This window comes from Paenibacillus residui (assembly GCF_042677205.1).
Taxonomy (GTDB): domain Bacteria; phylum Bacillota; class Bacilli; order Paenibacillales; family NBRC-103111; genus Paenibacillus_L; species Paenibacillus_L residui.
In genome coordinates this window covers 229,993-247,851 of the sequence record NZ_JBHTIU010000027.1, presented here as the reverse complement: position 1 = coordinate 247,851, position 17,859 = coordinate 229,993, and the positions used below count along the sequence as shown (strand labels likewise).

General features: G+C 48.8%; 15 protein-coding genes. All 15 read left to right on the top strand.

Annotated elements, in window-relative coordinates:
• Positions 1-322: 322 nt before the first annotated feature.
• The 15 genes from ACFQ03_RS08135 (at position 323) to ACFQ03_RS08065 (ending at position 17,699) form a co-directional block, all read left to right on the top strand.
• On the top strand, positions 323-814 hold the full coding sequence (locus ACFQ03_RS08135; protein WP_144932554.1) for a YajQ family cyclic di-GMP-binding protein: 492 nt from the start codon (positions 323-325) through the stop codon (positions 812-814).
• Between the two features lie 270 nt (positions 815-1,084).
• Entirely contained in the window at positions 1,085-2,413 is a 1,329-nt protein-coding gene (gene rimO / locus ACFQ03_RS08130) for a 30S ribosomal protein S12 methylthiotransferase RimO (protein ID WP_150959917.1), read from the top strand.
• Entirely contained in the window at positions 2,410-2,994 is a 585-nt protein-coding gene (gene pgsA / locus ACFQ03_RS08125; RefSeq protein ID WP_144932558.1) for a CDP-diacylglycerol--glycerol-3-phosphate 3-phosphatidyltransferase, read from the top strand. The genes rimO and pgsA overlap by 4 nt, the downstream gene beginning before the upstream one ends.
• Positions 2,995-3,057: 63 nt before the next feature.
• Entirely contained in the window at positions 3,058-4,308 is a 1,251-nt protein-coding gene (locus tag ACFQ03_RS08120; RefSeq protein WP_379287317.1) for a competence/damage-inducible protein A, read from the top strand.
• A 640-nt stretch (positions 4,309-4,948) separates the two neighbouring features.
• Positions 4,949-5,995, top strand: a complete 1,047-nt coding sequence (gene recA / locus ACFQ03_RS08115; RefSeq protein ID WP_144932562.1) for a recombinase RecA — start codon at positions 4,949-4,951, stop codon at positions 5,993-5,995.
• Between the two features lie 294 nt (positions 5,996-6,289).
• Positions 6,290-6,970, top strand: coding sequence for a regulatory protein RecX (locus tag ACFQ03_RS08110; protein WP_144932564.1), 681 nt, complete (start codon positions 6,290-6,292; stop codon positions 6,968-6,970).
• 388 nt (positions 6,971-7,358) lie between these two features.
• Positions 7,359-8,909 (top strand): ribonuclease Y, encoded by a 1,551-nt coding sequence (gene rny, locus ACFQ03_RS08105; RefSeq protein WP_144932566.1) that lies wholly within the window; start codon positions 7,359-7,361, stop codon positions 8,907-8,909.
• Between the two features lie 73 nt (positions 8,910-8,982).
• On the top strand, positions 8,983-9,777 hold the full coding sequence (locus tag ACFQ03_RS08100) for a TIGR00282 family metallophosphoesterase (RefSeq protein ID WP_144932785.1): 795 nt from the start codon (positions 8,983-8,985) through the stop codon (positions 9,775-9,777).
• A 116-nt stretch (positions 9,778-9,893) separates the two neighbouring features.
• A complete protein-coding gene (locus ACFQ03_RS08095) occupies positions 9,894-10,154 on the top strand; it encodes a stage V sporulation protein S (protein ID WP_006286829.1) in 261 nt (86 codons plus the stop codon).
• Positions 10,155-10,273: 119 nt separating this feature from the next.
• Positions 10,274-11,212, top strand: a complete 939-nt coding sequence (locus tag ACFQ03_RS08090; protein ID WP_379287313.1) for a dipeptidase — start codon at positions 10,274-10,276, stop codon at positions 11,210-11,212.
• Between the two features lie 301 nt (positions 11,213-11,513).
• A complete protein-coding gene (locus tag ACFQ03_RS08085; protein WP_379287311.1) occupies positions 11,514-13,259 on the top strand; it encodes a 2-oxoacid:acceptor oxidoreductase subunit alpha in 1,746 nt (581 codons plus the stop codon).
• On the top strand, positions 13,247-14,113 hold the full coding sequence (locus ACFQ03_RS08080; RefSeq protein ID WP_379287309.1) for a 2-oxoacid:ferredoxin oxidoreductase subunit beta: 867 nt from the start codon (positions 13,247-13,249) through the stop codon (positions 14,111-14,113). The genes ACFQ03_RS08085 and ACFQ03_RS08080 overlap by 13 nt, the downstream gene beginning before the upstream one ends.
• A gap of 178 nt (positions 14,114-14,291) precedes the next feature.
• A complete protein-coding gene (miaB, locus tag ACFQ03_RS08075; protein WP_379287307.1) occupies positions 14,292-15,776 on the top strand; it encodes a tRNA (N6-isopentenyl adenosine(37)-C2)-methylthiotransferase MiaB in 1,485 nt (494 codons plus the stop codon).
• 40 nt (positions 15,777-15,816) lie between these two features.
• Entirely contained in the window at positions 15,817-16,269 is a 453-nt protein-coding gene (locus ACFQ03_RS08070) for a RicAFT regulatory complex protein RicA family protein (RefSeq protein ID WP_379287305.1), read from the top strand.
• Positions 16,270-16,361: 92 nt separating this feature from the next.
• A complete protein-coding gene (locus ACFQ03_RS08065; protein WP_379287304.1) occupies positions 16,362-17,699 on the top strand; it encodes a purine/pyrimidine permease in 1,338 nt (445 codons plus the stop codon).
• Positions 17,700-17,859 lie beyond the last annotated feature (160 nt).

The following is a 17,859-nucleotide window of genomic DNA, read 5'->3' as shown; positions in this document are numbered from 1 at the left end:
TCAAGGTAGTTTCCATATTTCGCTACAGAGGTGCAAACTACTGTGTATGAAATCCAGTTAAACGCTCTAATTCCGCTTGCACGGCACCAGCAGAAAATGGACTTCTTCTCAAGGTAATCGTCCAAGCCGTGAAAGCGTCACCGGTACCGTCAAAGAAGGCACCATCAGAAGGTGAAAATGATGGCTGTTGGCGTAACAAGCGGTCGCTCGTCCATAAAATGCTCCGACAGGAGTTTTTCTCGTCGCATTCCCTTTTGTTCAATACCAAATGTTGCTATAATGTATTCAATTCATTGATTTAGAAGATAAGGGGGACATTTCGATGGCATCAGAGCATTCCTTCGACGTAACTTCCAAGATGGATATGCAGGAGTTAAATAATGCGATTAACCAAACGGAGAAAGAGCTGGCCAACCGGTTCGACTTCAAGGGAAGCAGGAGCAGTCTTTCGCTGGAGAAGGATCAATTAGTAGTTATTTCCGACGATGAGTTTAAGCTTAAGGCGGTTATCGATATCCTTCAATCCAAGATGGCGAAGAGAGGCATTTCTCTGAAAAATCTGGAATTCGGTAAAATTGAGCCGGCCGCCCAGAGCACCGTACGTCAATCCATTGCCTTAAAGCAAGGGATCGATCAGGCCAGCGCCAAGAAGATTAATACGATGATCAAGGATTCCAAGCTGAAGGTAAGCAGTCAGATTCAAGGAGACCAGATTCGCGTATCCGGTAAAAACAAGGATGACTTGCAGAAGGTCATTCAATTGCTGAAGCAAGCCGATCTGCCGCTGGATCTGCAATTTGTAAACTTCCGTTAAACCGCTCTTTCCGCGAGGAGAGCGGTTAAGTATCGTTTTGACACCGTAAATTACATTATATTATACTTAAAGGATAAGGATTGGAAGTCCGGTGATGCAATGAACGGAGAAACAAGTTTGGAACAGGGCTTGGCGGATGCCGCAGCTTGGCGGGAAGCGCTTCGATACGACAGCATGTCCTTAACGATAGAGACAGGTTGGATGACCAAACTTGGCCCGAAATGTAAATAACTCACCGAACTTTTAGGAAAAGGTACTGGAGGCTTACGAATGTCTGAGAAGGTAATGGTGGTTACACTTGGCTGTGAGAAAAATATGGTCGATTCGGAGATTATGTCCGGATTGGTTCATGAACGGGGTTATTCTCTCGTAGACAACAAAGAGGAAGCCACAGTAATCATTGTCAATACATGCGGCTTTATCGATGCGGCTAAGGAAGAATCCGTCAACACGATTTTAGATATGGCGGATTTGAAGCATACCGCCAATTTGAAAGCGTTGGTCGTATCCGGATGCTTGACTCAGCGGTACAAGGAAGAATTAATGAAAGAAATGCCGGAGATCGACGGTATTGTCGGAACGGGAGATTTTATCAATATAAACGATATTATTGATGAAGCTCTGGCCGGCAAGAAGCCGATTATGGTCGGCAATCCGGTCTTCAATTATGAGAAGATTCTGCCGCGGCGGATCGGCACTCCACGTTATACCGCATATGTGAAGATTGCCGAAGGATGCGATAACGCTTGCACTTTCTGCAGCATCCCGATCATGAGGGGGAAATTCCGCAGCCGCAGCATAGAGTCCATTCTTGCGGAAGTCACTCAATTGGCCGAGCAAGGGGTTAAAGAAATCAGCCTTATCGCTCAGGACTCTACCAATTACGGCACAGATTTGTACGAACAATTCATGCTGCCGGAGCTCTTGAATAAGGTGAGCGAAGTGCCGGGGATTGAATGGGTGCGGCTTCATTATGCCTACCCTGGATTTTTCACGGATGAATTAATAGAGACGATTGCCACCAATCCGAAAATATGCAAGTATATCGATCTGCCTTTGCAGCACAGTGAAGACAGGATTTTAAAGAGAATGAGAAGGCCGGGAAGACAGAAGGATTCCCGCGAGCTGATACGCAAGATCCGCGACCGCATCCCGGAGGTTGCACTGAGAACGTCAATCATCGTCGGCTTCCCGGGGGAAACGGAAGAGGATTTCGCCAACTTGGTCAAATTTATTGAAGAGGTGGAGTTTGACCGGTTAGGTGTGTTTACTTATTCCATGGAAGAGGATACCCCAGCCTCCAGGCTGCCGGATCAGGTGCCGGAGGATGTTAAGGAATATAGAGCCAATACGCTGATGGAGATACAGAGACGAATTTCAGAACGAAGAAACGGACGAAGAATCGGCGAGGAACTGGACGTGCTGATCGAACGGTATGACGGACGCAATGACGTCTATATCGGGCGTTCCCAATATGACGCTCCGGAAATCGACGGAGAGGTCTTTGTCACGAATTGTCAGGTCAATATCGGAGAGTTGGTTAAAGTGCGCATTTCCCATTCGATGGAATATGATCTATCCGGGGAGGCTATTGCATGAACTTAGCCAACCGAATAACGCTGGCTAGGATATTTCTAGTCCCGATTATCGTTTTTTTTCTGTTGGTTAACATCAAAATGCCGCAAATCGAGATCGAATCCTTCAGCATCACCTATAACCAAATCATTGCTGTCCTGATTTTCATAGTAGCGGCCAGTACGGACAGCTTGGACGGTTATATCGCCCGCAAGAGAAAGCTTGTCACCAACCTGGGGAAGCTTCTGGACCCCCTTGCGGATAAGCTGTTGGTTTCTGCCGTGCTCGTCTCTCTTGTAGAGATGGGGAAGCTCGATGCCTGGATAGCGATCGTTATCATCAGCAGAGAGTTTGCGATAACCGGACTGCGGCAAATTGCTGCGCTTCAGGGACTGGTCGTAGCGGCGGACAAATGGGGAAAGTGGAAGACGGGAGTCCAAATTACGGCGATTATTGCACTTCTCGTTAACAACTTCCCGTTTGCGTTTATCGGTTTTCCGTTTGATGTTATAGCCAGTTGGGTGGCTGCTATTCTCACCATCTATTCGGGGATTCATTATTTCATTCGAAATAAACATGTCCTCGAGCTATCTGCGGAAGAATAACAAAGGCTCCTTGGGGAGCCTTTCTTTTGCCATTGGACGCATACAGCGTTAGGAGGAGTAAGGATGAAAGCGGAGATAATTGCAGTTGGAACCGAGCTTTTATTAGGGCAAATAGTAAATACGAACGCTCAATATTTATCTCAACAATGTGCAGCTTTGGGAATAGATATTTATTTCCAAACGGTTGTAGGGGACAACGAGGGCCGGCTGCGGCAGGCGTTGGATACTGCCAGACAGAGGGCGGATCTGATCATTTGCACCGGAGGGCTTGGGCCTACGAAGGATGATTTGACCAAGGATGTGCTGGCGGCATTTACCGGGAAAGAATTGATCATGCATGAGCCGTCGCTGGACAAAATCAAGTCCATGTTTCGCGATCGCGGCCTGGCCATGGCGGAAAGCAATGCGAGACAGGCGCTGATGCTGACAGACAGCGATCCTTTGATGAACGATAACGGGCTGGCCGTCGGAGTCGCACTGACCCATGAGGGAACCCATTACATGCTGCTGCCTGGTCCTCCGCGTGAAATGAAGCTCATGTTTGACACTTACGGCACCTCTTGGCTCTCTCGCCTTGCGGACGGCAGAGGGGCATTATATTCCCGTATGTTAAAATTTGCGGGAATCGGGGAGTCGGCCTTGGAGAAGGAGCTGCTGGATCTGATTGAAGCTCAGCAGGATCCGACGATTGCCCCGTATGCCAAGGAAGGGGAGGTCACCGTTCGTCTGACAACCCGTGCTGCTACGGAGGAAGAAGCGAATTCGAAGCTTAAGCCGGTGGAGGAAGAGATTCGCCGCCGATTGGGCAAGCATCTCTATGCAACTAAAGATAAGCCGATTGAGCAGATCATCTACGAGCAGCTTAAGGAGAGGGGAATGACCCTGTCTGCAGCGGAAAGCTGCACCGGCGGTCTGATCAGCGATTTGATTACTTCCGTACCGGATAGCTCCTCGGTGTTTAGCGGCAGTATCGTCAGCTACACTAATGCTGTCAAGGAAACCATCCTTCAAGTGCCCGCCGGTTTATTGGAGGGGCCTGAGGCTCCGGGTGCGATCAGCAAGGAATCCGCAGAAGCGATGGCCGGGAAAGTGCGGGAGCTGTTGGGTACGGATTATGCTCTGTCGGTTACCGGCATCGCCGGCCCCGGGTCGGCGGAAGGGAAGCCGGTGGGGCTGGTCTATATCGGCTTGGCCGAGCGCGGGAAACCGACTACGGTCGTGGAAGGCCGCTATTCCGGGACCCGGGAGCTGATTAAATTAAGAGCTGCCAAAGCCGCTCTATATTTGCTCTGGCAAAGACTTCAAGAGCGATAAGAGGGTGCATAATCTCTTCGATTTGCGTTTAGTTACTGTGCCTTCCGTTAGTTTTAAAAAGACGAGATTTCTTCGAGAATAGCGTTCTTGCGGTCCGTTTGTTAAACTAGGTGCTGGAAACAAGGCAGGGTAACATTTTGGTTCCAGTTATCCCGCGTTTGACCGGAGCTGTCATTACTGGCTCCAAAGTGCAAGCTCGGCTTCTGCAACATTTCTGTTGATTTCAATTCAATTTACCTGTATACTTCTATGTAATAGTCTATGAGCGGAAGCACCGCAGCGGGAGAGTCTAACTCTTTGCTGCGGTTTTTTTTGTTTCTGCTCGGCAGGCCTGCCAGGATTAATCGGGCTCCATTCTGAGCGCATCTACGCATGATGATTGTTACTACCTGCAAGGTGCATGTAATAACGGCCGCTTAGTATAACTGCAATTAAGTACCGAACTTCATTCGAACCATACTGACATCACCAAGTGTCATGCGGAAAAGAGAAGCCTTGACTGTTTAGTTAGGCATGTCCTCTCGTAGATGTGCGATACTCTTCTTGAATAAAAAAAACGAATATATGTTCGAAAAACTACTTGGCAGGGAGCCCAAAAAGAGGTATCATAGAACTATATTAACAGAAGGAAGTGATTGGTTTGTCAGATCGGCGTGCAGCGTTAGACATGGCATTGAGAAATATAGAGAAGATGTTCGGCAAGGGATCCATCATGAAGTTGGGAGAATCGACTCACATGCAGGTTGAGACGGTTCCGAGCGGATCTCTCGCACTGGATTTGGCGTTGGGAATAGGCGGCTTCCCGAGAGGAAGAATTATTGAAGTATACGGACCGGAATCGTCTGGTAAGACGACCGTAGCTCTGCACGCCATTGCCGAAGTACAGAAGATCGGCGGTCAGGCAGCTTTCATCGACGCGGAGCATGCATTGGACCCCCAGTATGCCAAGAAGCTGGGAATTAATATAGACGAATTGCTGCTTTCTCAGCCGGACACCGGTGAGCAGGCACTGGAGATCGCGGAAGCGCTGGTTCGCAGCGGAGCCGTCGATATTATCGTCGTAGACTCGGTAGCCGCATTGGTTCCGAAGGCTGAGATTGAAGGAGAGATGGGGGATTCCCATGTCGGCCTGCAAGCCCGCCTGATGTCTCAGGCGCTGCGTAAGCTGTCCGGTGCGATTAACAAGTCGAAGGTTATCGCCATCTTTATCAACCAGCTTCGTGAGAAAGTAGGAGTTATGTTCGGAAATCCGGAGGTTACTCCCGGAGGAAGAGCGTTGAAATTCTACTCCACGATCCGGCTTGATGTTCGCCGGGTGGAGACGTTGAAGCAAGGGAACGACATGATCGGGAACCGCACCCGGATTAAAGTCGTGAAGAATAAAGTTGCTCCCCCCTTCAAACAAGCCGATATCGACATTATGTATGGAGAAGGTATTTCCCGGGAGGGCAGCATTATCGATATCGGAACGGAAATGGATATTATCGATAAGAGCGGTGCCTGGTACTCCTATGAGAATGAACGTCTTGGACAAGGCCGGGAGAATGCAAAGCAGTACTTGCGGGATAATCCTCAGATTGCAGAGGCTATTGAGCGTAAAATTCGCGACTCCAGCAATTTAGGTCCGGTTATTTCCTCCTCAGAGGAAGAGGACGATGAAGACTTTGAACTAACACTTGAAAACTGATTCATCTACCGCACCTTAAGGGTGCGGTTTTCTTTGCAATGTTGACATTTTATAATTTGGCCATCCGTAAAGTATTCCGCAAAGAAAACTTTAGTTGGCCATTAGTGTTTTTCATAAGGAGGATCCCCATGATTTTGATTTCCGAAGAGGGGATCACTTTGGCTTGAGAGAGAATTAGTTAGGCTAGGTGTCCAAAGATACCTGAATGTTTATACATAATTTCCGAGAGCTTCGCAAAGGACTCTGTATAAGCTTCGAAGGCTATTTGTGGGGTTATTTCATAAGGAGGCAGGGATGGACCAGAAACATTCGATCATAACGCGGGTCGAGAAGCAAAAGAGACATCCGCGATACAACATATATATAAATGAAGAATATGCGTTCGCCGCACATGAGGATCTGGTTATTAAACATAGATTGCTTAAAGGAGCCAGCCTGGAGGCGGAGCTAATCCGACAAATCATCCAGGAGGAGGAGCTGCATCAGGCCTATCTTTATGCGATTCGCGTCATCGGCCGGCGACCGCATTCTGCGTATGAAATCAAGGAAAAGCTGAAGACGAAAGGTTATGACGGTGTTACGGCAAACACTGTTTTGGAAAAACTGATTCATCAGCGGTACGTCAACGATTTGGACTTTGCCAAAGCATGGGTAGAGCATAGAGTCCGCATGCAGAAAAAAGGAGCAAGGTGGGTGCGTCACGAGCTCCGGCAAAAAGGAGTCAGCCAAGAAAATGTGGAGAAAGCAATGGCCGATTTGGACCGTGATGCAGAATGGGAAGCAGCTGTGCAATTGGGAGACAAGAAATGGCGGCAGACAAAAGGAGAACCTCGCGATAAAAAACGAAAGGTTGCGGCTTATTTATTAAGAAGGGGATATTCCTCCGCAATCGTTAAGAGGGTCGTAAATACATTAATTAATCGGGATTCAGAGGATGAAGCAACAGAAACTATATTTAATGATGATGATTATTAATGAAGTTAAATATATTTTTTTATCCGGCAACCGGCGTCTTTATTGGAAAGTACCATAATATACTTCGCCTAAGAGAGCTCTCCTTGCTTGACAAGCTTTCTTGACAAAAGATAAAATAACTATGTATATTTTTCTATTCAACCTGGTTCTAGAACGAATCGGGAAATGGGAAAGTAAACCCGCCAATTTTACTTGAACACTGCCAAAGGAAATCGTTTGAATTCCACAACATCCATGTTGTACCAATTATTAAAGCCCCGTTAATTCGGGAATGCTCTCTACCAACAGCTGGATGAACACGCTTAACGAATTGAAACAATTGGGTTAAAAACCGAATGAATTCACCCCAAGCTAATCCCTTGGAGGAATCAACGAGGAGGTGAACAAGATGGGCTCTTCAACGATCCTATGGGCCGTGATCTCACTCGTTGTTGGACTTCTTCTGGGAGCTGGGATTGGCTATTTTGTCCGCAAATCTCTCGCAGAAGCTAAGATTTCGAGTGCTGAACACGCTGCCCAACAGATCATGGAAAACGCCAGAAAAGATGCGGAAGCCCAGAAGAAAGAATCGATTCTGGAAGCCAAGGATGAAATTCATAAACTAAGGGCAGAAGCAGAGAAAGAAATTCGTGACCGCAGAAACGAAACGTCTCGCCAGGAAAGACGATTACAGCAAAAAGAAGAATCGTTGGATAAAAAACTGGAATCTCTGGAGCGTAAAGAGGAACAGGTTGCCAACAAAGAAAAGCGGATCGAAGAAACGCAAGCACAAATTGATCAATTATATAGAGATCAAGTGACCGAGCTGGAACGAATTTCCAACTTGACGATGGAAGAAGCCAGATCGATCATCCTATCTGGAGTAGAGCAGGAGGTTCGTCATGAAACTGCTCAACTGATTAAGGATATTGAGCTTCAGGCCAAAGAAGAAGGAGATAAGAGAGCCAGGGAAATCATTACGCTTGCGATTCAGCGTTGTGCGGCTGACCATGTAGCCGAAACGACCGTATCTGTCGTCTCTCTTCCGAACGAAGAGATGAAAGGCAGAATCATCGGGCGTGAAGGAAGGAACATCCGAGCTTTGGAGACGCTGACCGGAATCGACTTGATTATTGACGATACTCCGGAGGCGGTCATCTTGTCCGGATTCGATCCGATTCGCCGGGAGATTGCCCGGACGGCATTGGAGAAGCTGGTTGCAGATGGACGGATTCATCCGGCACGGATTGAAGAAATGGTCGAGAAGTCCCGCAAGGAAGTGGACGAACGCATCCGCGAGTACGGAGAACAGGCAACGTTCGAGACGGGAGTACATGGCCTGCATCCTGATTTGATCAAGATTTTGGGACGGTTAAAATTCAGAACAAGCTATGGACAGAATGTGCTGAAGCATTCTATGGAAGTAGCTTACCTGGCTGGTCTGATGGCAGGAGAATTGGGAGAAGATGTAACTTTGGCGAAGCGGGCCGGATTGCTTCATGATATCGGCAAGGCACTGGATCATGAGGTAGAAGGCTCCCATGTAGAGATTGGTGTGGAAATTGGTAAGAAGTACAAAGAGCATCCTGTCGTGATTAACAGCATAGCTTCCCACCATGGGGACTGCGAAGCGACATCAGTCATCGCGATGCTGGTTGGGGCGGCAGACGCTTTATCCGCGGCCCGACCGGGTGCAAGGAGAGAAACGCTCGAAACGTATATTAAACGTTTGGAGAAACTGGAGGAAATATCGGAATCGTTCGATGGGGTGGAGAAATCCTACGCCATTCAAGCGGGCCGTGAAATCCGGGTTATGGTTCAGCCGGAGAACGTGGATGATACGGAAGCGTTCCGTCTGGCCAGAGACATTACGAAGAAAATCGAAAATGAGCTCGATTACCCGGGGCATATTAAAGTTACGGTCATTCGTGAAACGAGGGCCGTGGAATACGCCAAATAAATGGCAAAGGCAAAAAGTGGCTATATAAAGCCACTTTTTGCATATTATTTTGGAGAATAGGGAGGAAAATATTATCAAAGTCGTCTTTATTGGAGATATTGTCGGATCCGTAGGTCGTAAAGCTGTGAAAGAAATGATGCCCTATGTAAGAAAAAAATGGCGTCCTGACTTCATTATTGCCAATGGGGAGAATGCGGCCGGCGGTAGGGGAATTACTAAACAGATAGCCCATGATTTGTTCGAGCAGGGCGTGCACGGAATTACGATGGGCAACCATACCTGGGATAACAAGGACATCTTCGACTTTATCGATAATGAACCGCGTTTGGTCAGACCGGCAAATTTTCCGGAAGGGACCCCGGGCAGAGGGACGGCCGTGCTGAAAGCGGACGGGAAAGAGCTGGCTATTATCAACCTGCAGGGGAGAACGTTCCTGCCTCCCTTGGACTGCCCTTTTCAGAAGGCCGATGAGCTGGTTAAGCAGGTAGCCAAGAAGACCAAGCATATTCTTGTCGATTTTCACGCTGAAGCGACCTCTGAGAAGATAGCGATGGGCTGGCATCTGGACGGCAAGGTATCGGCAGTTGTCGGCACCCATACCCATGTACAGAGTCATGATGAACGGATATTGCCCCAAGGTACCGCATATGTCACCGATGTCGGCATGGTCGGCCCGCGGGACGGAATTCTCGGCATGGAACGAACGGCCGTGCTGCAAAAATTCAAAACACAGCTTCCGGTTCGATTTCAAGTGGATGAAGGAAAATGGCATTTCCACGCCGTATACCTGGAAATAAATTCACAAACCGGGTTAGCCGACCGTATTGAGCTCATCCGCTACTATGAAGATCAGCTTTTGATGGAATAGTCAAACGATTCGATATAATTTGAAAATTTAAACCTCCGATAGCAGGAATTTTTGACAGCATTCTCGAATAAGATGGGTACTGGAATCAATCCATCATTCCTGAGGAGGTACTTTTCATGGAAGTATTAAAAGTTTCAGCAAAATCCAATCCAAATTCCGTCGCCGGAGCGCTGGCCGGAGTGCTTCGCGAACGCGGGGCTGCCGAGCTTCAAGCCATCGGTGCGGGAGCTTTGAACCAAGCCATCAAAGCCGTGGCTATCGCAAGAGGATTTGTTGCGCCGAGTGGAGTGGATTTGATTTGTATTCCAGCGTTTACCGATATTGTCATTGACGGCGAGGACCGGACGGCCATTAAGCTTATTGTCGAACCAAGGTGAACCTGTGCTAACGGAAAGCGGCCATGCGATAAATTATTGCCTGTTTACTTACGGTAGACAGGTTTTTTGTAGTTATTATTTTGGACATTCATTCTAAGAAAAGGGGAGGATGTCAGCGGATGAGCATAATCGATACGCATTGCGACCTTCTATACAAAATGTTTTTGGATAGAAAGGTGCAATTTGCGGAAGGGAATGGAGACGCCGATGTTTCCTACACCAGGCTGGTTAAAGCGGGCGTCGTCCTTCAATGGTTTGCCATTTATTTGCCGGACAACCCTGCGTATTATTCGTTCGATCATGTATTGACCTGCATTGATTTGTTTCGCACCCGAATTGCCGCCTGCCCCCAGGTTGAATTTATCAAGAGCCGCCAAGATTTCGATAAATTGCTGAAAGATAAGCGGAAGCTGGGAGCCATGCTCACGCTGGAAGGGGTCGAAGGACTCGCCGCCAACATGGGCAACTTGCGAACGGCTTATGATTTGGGAGTGCGGAGCATAGGAATTACATGGAATCATGCCAATTGGGCGGCTGACGGAGTAGGGGAACCGCGGCAAGGAGGATTCACTGTCCGTGGCAAGCAATTCATTAACGAATGTGACCGTCTTGGAATCATTTTGGATGTTTCTCATCTGTCGGAGAAAGCTTTCTGGGAGCTTTGCGAACAGTCTTCCCGCCCGTTTATCGCTTCTCATTCCAACGCCTACCGTATATGTCCCCATGTGCGTAACCTGAAGGATGATCAAATTCGGGCAATCATTGAGAAGAACGGCAGAATAGGCATAACCTTCGTACCGGCCTTCGTTCGTGCAGAGCATCCCCAGATCAAGGATCTTCTTCTGCACATCGAGCATATTTGCTCATTGGGCGGGGAGAATTGCGTCGGCTTCGGCTCGGATTTCGACGGGACCGATCTTAAAATTCCCGGATTGGAGAATCCCGCGCATTATTGTCAGCTGGTGGATGAACTTCATAAGCGGTACACGACCGAACAGGCGGAGCGGTTTCTGTCCGGAAATTGGAAAACCTATCTGCTCAAGAACCTGCCGGAATAGAGTAGAGAATGAAATATCGTTCTAATTTCGATATGCATTTGATCGAAAATAACTATTTAAAGCGTTGTTTGTCGCCCCTTGCTTTTTGGCAATTAAAGGCGTAAAATTGGGTGAGCGCATTATAATCTTTTTTGCCGACTTGTAAAGTTAAAATTATATTAACAGCGACCTTGCTCTGTTTAATGGCCAGAGATCGGCCGATCCGGAAAGGTTGGGACATCTTGAGAAACAGCATCATTAGGATGCTTTTTTTGTCATAATTTTGTGATGATACAGTGATGAGCTAAAAGGGGTGGACCTTGTGATTGATCAATTGTCTTGGAAGATTGGGGGACAACAAGGCGAAGGCGTGGAGAGCACGGACCGGATTTTCTCTACCGCATTGAACCGCCTAGGTTATTATTTGTACGGATACCGCCACTTTTCCTCACGGATTAAGGGCGGCCATACCAATAACAAGATTCGGATCAGCACGAAGCCGATTCGGGCTATTTCGGATGATCTGGATATTCTGGTTGCCTTCGATCAGGAGAGTATTGATTTAAACGCTGCGGAGCTTCGCCCGAACGGGGTTGTGGTGGCTGACGCCAAATTCAACCCGGTTATCCCGGACGGAGTTTCTGCGCGTTTATTTGCCGTTCCGATAACGGCGATTGCTGAAGAGCTGGGAACCTCTCTGATGAAGAACATGGTAGCCTCCGGCGCTTCCTGGGCTCTGCTGGGGCTTCCGCTAGACGTATTCAACAAAGCGGTTGAAGAAGAGTTCGGCCGCAAGGGAGCCGCGGTCGTAGAGAAGAACCTGGAAGCGGTCAAGCGTGGGGCCGACTTCATTCTGGATCAAGCCGGAGGTCCTCTGCCGGAATTTCAGCTGGCTCCGGCCGACGGCAAGCAGAAGCTGTTCATGATCGGCAACGATGCCATCGCTTTGGGCGCATTGGCGGCAGGCTGCCGATTTATGCCGGCTTATCCCATCACCCCCGCTTCCGAGATTATGGAATATTTGATCAAGGCACTGCCTAAATTCGGCGGCACGGTCATCCAGACAGAGGATGAGATAGCTGCCGTATCGATGGCTATCGGAGCCAATTACGGCGGAGTCCGCTCCATGACCGCTTCCGCAGGTCCCGGCTTGTCTCTCATGATGGAGGCGATCGGACTGGCCGGCATGACCGAGACGCCTGTTGTTATTGTGGATACTCAGCGCGGCGGTCCGTCCACGGGCTTGCCGACGAAGCAGGAGCAAAGCGATGTTAATGCGATGATCTACGGCACCCATGGGGAAATTCCGAAGATCGTCATCGCGCCCAGCACCGTTGAGGAATGCTTCTACGACATGATTCAGGCATTCAACCTGGCCGAGAAGTACCAGTGTCCGGTCATTGTCATGACCGATTTGCAGTTAAGCATGGGCAAGCAATCCGCAGAGCCTCTGGACTATAACCGGATAGTCATTGATCGCGGAAACCTGCTCCGGGATGTGCCGGAACGTGAAGACGGCACCCTGTTCAAACGTTACGCTGTAACGGAGGATGGCATTTCTCCAAGGGTTCTGCCTGGAATCAAGAATGGAATTCACCATGTTACCGGTGTGGAGCATGATGAGGTAGGGCGTCCTTCGGAGAGCCCCGTCAACCGCGAGAAGATGATGGAGAAACGGATGGAAAAGCTGAAGCATATCAAGGTGGAGCAGCCGATTCATGTGGATGCGCCGCATGAAGATGCGGTTATGCTGATCATTGGAATGGGCTCCACCGGAGGAACGATTGACGAAGCTCGCGGCAGACTTGCATCCGAAGGGATCAAGAGCAATCATTTAACAGTCCGCTTGCTGCATCCGTTCCCGGTTGATGAGCTCAGACCACATATTGAGAAGGCAAGTAAAATCGTCGTCGTTGAAAATAACGCTACGGGGCAGCTTGCGTCGCTTATTAAGCTGCATTTTGGCTGCGCCGACAAAATTCATAACGTGTTGAAATATAATGGCAATCCGTTCCTTCCGTCGGAAATTCATAAAGAATGCAAGGGGCTGATCGCATGGCAACATTAAAAGATTTTCGAAATAACGTTAAGCCAAACTGGTGTCCCGGATGCGGCGATTTCTCCGTACAAGCCTCTATTCAACGGGCTGCTGCCAATTTGGGGCTGGAGCCGGAGCAGCTGGCTATCGTATCCGGGATCGGATGCTCCGGCCGAATCTCCGGATATATTAACGCTTACGGATTCCATGGCACGCACGGAAGGGCGCTGCCGATCGCGCAAGGCTTGAAGATGGCCAACCGCGATCTGACCGTTGTGGCGGCGGGAGGAGACGGAGACGGATTTGCCATTGGCATGGGCCATACCATTCATGCCATTCGCCGCAACATCGATATCACTTATATCGTAATGGACAACCAAATTTATGGCTTGACCAAGGGCCAGCCCTCCCCGCGCAGCGCGGAAGGCTTCAAGACGAAAGGTGCCCCTCATGGTGCTATCGAAACCGCGCTGGCTCCCTTGGAGTTGGCATTGGCCGCAGGTGCAACCTTCGTCGCTCAATCCTTCTCCAGCAACTTGAAGCAGCTGACATCATTAATCGAGCAGGCCATCAATCATAAAGGATTCGCATTTCTGAACGTATTTAGCCCTTGTGTCACATTCAACAAAATCAATACCTACGATTGGTTCAAGCAAAATATTGTAGAGATTGATGATATTCCGGATTATGATCCGTCCAACCGGGCGATGGCCATGATGAAGCTGATGGAAACGAACGGCATGCTTACGGGCCTGATCTATCAAGATACCAACAAGAAGAGCTATGCCGATATGGTCACCGGATTCAAAGAGGAGCCGTTGGCGCATCAGGACCTCAAAATTAGCGAAGAAGACTTTGACAAGCTGCTGGCGGAATTCAAATAATTTTACGGATATTTATTTACAAGGTTACCGGGCTCATGATTTGGCTTGCCGATCATGAGCCTTTTTTAGCATTCCGATGTCACGGCTTTGGCAAAAAATTTGTTCCTTTTTTGTCTTCGTATACGGTACAATGGTATAATGGATTGGATAAGATTTTGATGAGAGGAAGAGCTGTATAATGAATAACCAGCCGAAGGCAACCGAGAAGGATTATTCCATATACTTTCAGCCCCCCTCTTTGAAGGAAGCCAAGAAACGCGGGAAGGAAGAAGTCAAGGTTCATTATGATTTCTCCATTCCGGAATCGTTGAAGGGCTTCGGGGAAGGCAAGTTTTATATGATCCGTACTTACGGATGTCAGATGAACGAGCATGACACTGAAACGATGAAGGGAATGCTCGATCTGATGGGCTTTCAGTCTACGGAGGATAAGCTGGAGGCGGACGTTATTCTGCTGAATACTTGTGCCATTCGCGAGAATGCCGAAGATAAAGTATTCGGAGAATTGGGGCATCTGAAATCCTTGAAGGCGGAGAAGCCGTCGCTTATTCTTGGAGTCTGCGGATGTATGTCTCAGGAAGAAGCGGTTGTTAACCGGATCATGCAGAAGCATCCTTTCGTCGATATGATTTTCGGGACCCACAATATCCACCGTTTGCCAAACCTGCTGCAGGATGCAACCTTCAGTAAAGAAATGGTCGTTGAGGTATGGTCCAAGGAAGGGGATATCATCGAGAACCTTCCGAAGAGACGCGAAGGGGTCCGGGCTTGGGTTAACATTATGTATGGCTGTGACAAGTTCTGTACGTACTGTATCGTTCCATATACGCGCGGTAAGGAACGGAGCCGCCGCCCGCAGGATGTGCTTGCCGAGGTTCGTGATCTGGCCCGGAAGGGATTTCAGGAGATCACTCTGCTTGGCCAGAATGTGAATGCCTACGGGAAGGATTTTGAGGATATCGAGTATTCATTCGGAGATCTAATGAATGATATCCATAAGATCGATATTCCCAGAGTCCGTTTCACCACTTCCCATCCGCGGGATTTCGACGATCATCTGATTAAGGTGCTGAGCCAGAAGGGAAATCTAATGGAGCATATCCATTTGCCGGTTCAGTCGGGCAGCTCGCAAATTTTGAAGAAGATGAGCCGCAAGTATACACGGGAAGGCTATCTTGAGCTGGTCCGCAAAATAAGAGAAGCTATTCCGGACGTAGTCCTCACAACGGATATCATTGTCGGATTCCCGGGTGAAACAGATGAGCAATTTGAGGAAACAATGTCTCTGGTTAAAGAAGTAGGCTTTGATTCCGCATTTACGTTTATCTATTCCCCCAGGGAAGGGACTCCGGCCGCAGCCATGAAGGATGACGTGCCAGAATCCGTGAAGAAAGAGCGGCTTTACCGTTTGAACGAGCTCATGACGGAGCTTAGCAAGAAGAGCAACGACAAGCTGCTGGGACAAGTCGTAGAGGTGCTTGTCGAAGGAGAAAGCAAGACGAATCCGGATGTGCTCTCCGCCCGGACACGTACGAACAAGCTTGTGCATTTTGCCGGAACCCGGGATCTGATTGGGAAACGGGTTCACGTTCGCGTGGTCGAAACACAGACATGGCTGGTTAAAGGGGAATTGGTGCCCGATTCCGTCCGCACCGCCATATAGATAATGTGCCTGCATTATTACGAACAAGGGGATGAATTCGATGAGCGGAAAGGCTCGTGTTCTTAAGAACGGGATGCATCAATACGATACTAAAGATTTGATTATACGGGATGATATTATGGAGAAGGCCAAAGAGCTGGCCGCACTGATCTCCACATCAACAGAGGTTCAATATTACAAAAAAGCAGAGATGCAAATCCGCAATAACGATCATGTGCAGAGCTTGATTAAACAAATCAAGAAAAAACAAAAAGAGGCCGTAGCCTTCGAAAAGACATTTCGCAACCCGGAAATGGTCAAGAAAATCGAAGGAGAAATCGAAGCACTGCAAAATGAGCTTGATGGGATTCCTATCGTAAGTCAATTTCAACAAACTCAGCATGATATCAACTACCTGCTTCAAATGGTTATGGGGGTCGTCAGAGACACAGTATCCCAGAAAATTGAAGTGGAGCAGGCGCAAGCGGAGGAGCCTGCTAACTGCAGTGATTAAGATAGAAGTTTCCGGATGAACCGGACAGCACTTAAAGGAGGTTTGCCCTTCTCTTTAGGTGCTGTTTTCTATTGTTGGAGAGGAGTGGAAGGATGGGCGGCGCGGATCAACAAGCCCTGCTGTACAAATTGAATGAACGCCCCAAAGGAACGGTGCTTTGGTTGTCCGCCATTCAATGGTTTATTTTCATGCTGGCAAATTTTATTACCGTTCCGCTTGTTCTGGGGCTTACCCTGGGCTTAAGCGGGGAGGAAATATCGTTCTACACCAGCCGGACGCTGTTTCTGTGCGGGTTGATCGGGGCAATCCAGGTCATGTTCGGACACCGGCTCCCGATTATAGAGGGGCCTGCCGGAATGTGGTGGGGAGTTTTCCTGGTGTTAATCACTATGAACATGCAGATGGGAGGCACGACGCAAACTTTGCTGGCCGAGCTGGAGATGGGCCTTATCGTGAGCTCATTAGTGTTTATCCTGTTGGCTGTATTCCGGCTGCTTAACCGGTTAAGGGCGTTGTTTACACCTGTCGTTACCGGCACTTTCCTTGTATTGCTGAGTATGCAGGTTTCGAAATCATTAGTGGAGGGAGTTCTCGGAATCGGATACGAGGGGAGCGACCAGGTGATTCCGAAGATCGTTCTACTCTCTCTGCTGCTGATTTCATTCACGGTCGGAATCATGATGAAGGCTAAAGGGATGCTTAAAAGCATGGCGGTATTGATCGGTTTAGGCACCGGCTGGCTGCTATACGCCCTTCTCGGGATGGTGCGATTCCCGGAGGAGCAGGCTCCATGGGCAGCTTTGCCGCAGGTATTCCCCTTCGGGGTCCCGCAATGGAATACTGGAATTGTCATAACCTGCGTCATTACGTCGGCGATCTTGCTGTCCAACCTGATCGCGAGTATACAGGTGTTCGCCTCGGCCGCTGATGAGAAGGTGACCGATTCCATGATCAACAGAGGCTCCTTCATGACAGGAATCGGAACGCTGCTGGCCGGCCTGTTCGGCACGGTTGCGGCGGTGCCATTGACGGCCGCAGCCAGTATGGTCGTTCTTACCCGTATTGCTTCGAGGCTGCCCTTCCTGCTGGCGTCCATCGGATTTATCGTGCTGGGCCTTCTACCCAGAGTGGGGCAATGGCTGAGCACCATTCCGCAGCCGGTAGGCTACGCTATTCTGTTTACCGTATTCGGGCAGTTGCTCGGGTTCGGACTTAGAGATTATAAACGGATGGAATTGAACTTGAAGGACCTGTTCATCATTGGATTTTCTCTGCTGTCAGGCGTAGGCCTTATGTTCGTGCCGGGTTCGGCTTGGGCGAATCTGCCTTCGGTGTTCGGCTATATTGTTGGAAACGGATTGATTGTTGGAGTCACTCTGTCCATAGTGTTGGAGCACGTTGTGTTTAAACGAAAACAACAGGCGGAGTAATTATTACTCGCTTATCGTATTTCAGTGTAGTGCTGAAGCGATTTAAAGACAGATTTATTCCTTAATGAAGAAGGACCGGGATCATCACATCCCGGTCCTTCTTGTGAGAGAGGCCGCGCGAAAAAGGTTAGCCGACACACTGTCAGGTTGCAGAAGAATA

Excerpts from the sequence above, each read along its gene's own strand:
- ACFQ03_RS08135 (WP_144932554.1), top strand. The coding sequence starts at position 323 with ATGGCATCAGAGCATTCCTTCGACGTAACTTCCAAGATGGATATGCAG.
- rimO (WP_150959917.1), top strand. The coding sequence starts at position 1,085 with ATGTCTGAGAAGGTAATGGTGGTTACACTTGGCTGTGAGAAAAATATG.
- pgsA (WP_144932558.1), top strand. The coding sequence starts at position 2,410 with ATGAACTTAGCCAACCGAATAACGCTGGCTAGGATATTTCTAGTCCCG.
- ACFQ03_RS08120 (WP_379287317.1), top strand. The coding sequence starts at position 3,058 with ATGAAAGCGGAGATAATTGCAGTTGGAACCGAGCTTTTATTAGGGCAA.
- ACFQ03_RS08110 (WP_144932564.1), top strand. The coding sequence starts at position 6,290 with ATGGACCAGAAACATTCGATCATAACGCGGGTCGAGAAGCAAAAGAGA.
- rny (WP_144932566.1), top strand. The coding sequence starts at position 7,359 with ATGGGCTCTTCAACGATCCTATGGGCCGTGATCTCACTCGTTGTTGGA.
- ACFQ03_RS08095 (WP_006286829.1), top strand. The coding sequence starts at position 9,894 with ATGGAAGTATTAAAAGTTTCAGCAAAATCCAATCCAAATTCCGTCGCC.
- ACFQ03_RS08090 (WP_379287313.1), top strand. The coding sequence starts at position 10,274 with ATGAGCATAATCGATACGCATTGCGACCTTCTATACAAAATGTTTTTG.
- ACFQ03_RS08080 (WP_379287309.1), top strand. The coding sequence starts at position 13,247 with ATGGCAACATTAAAAGATTTTCGAAATAACGTTAAGCCAAACTGGTGT.
- miaB (WP_379287307.1), top strand. The coding sequence starts at position 14,292 with ATGAATAACCAGCCGAAGGCAACCGAGAAGGATTATTCCATATACTTT.
- ACFQ03_RS08070 (WP_379287305.1), top strand. The coding sequence starts at position 15,817 with ATGAGCGGAAAGGCTCGTGTTCTTAAGAACGGGATGCATCAATACGAT.
- ACFQ03_RS08065 (WP_379287304.1), top strand. The coding sequence starts at position 16,362 with ATGGGCGGCGCGGATCAACAAGCCCTGCTGTACAAATTGAATGAACGC.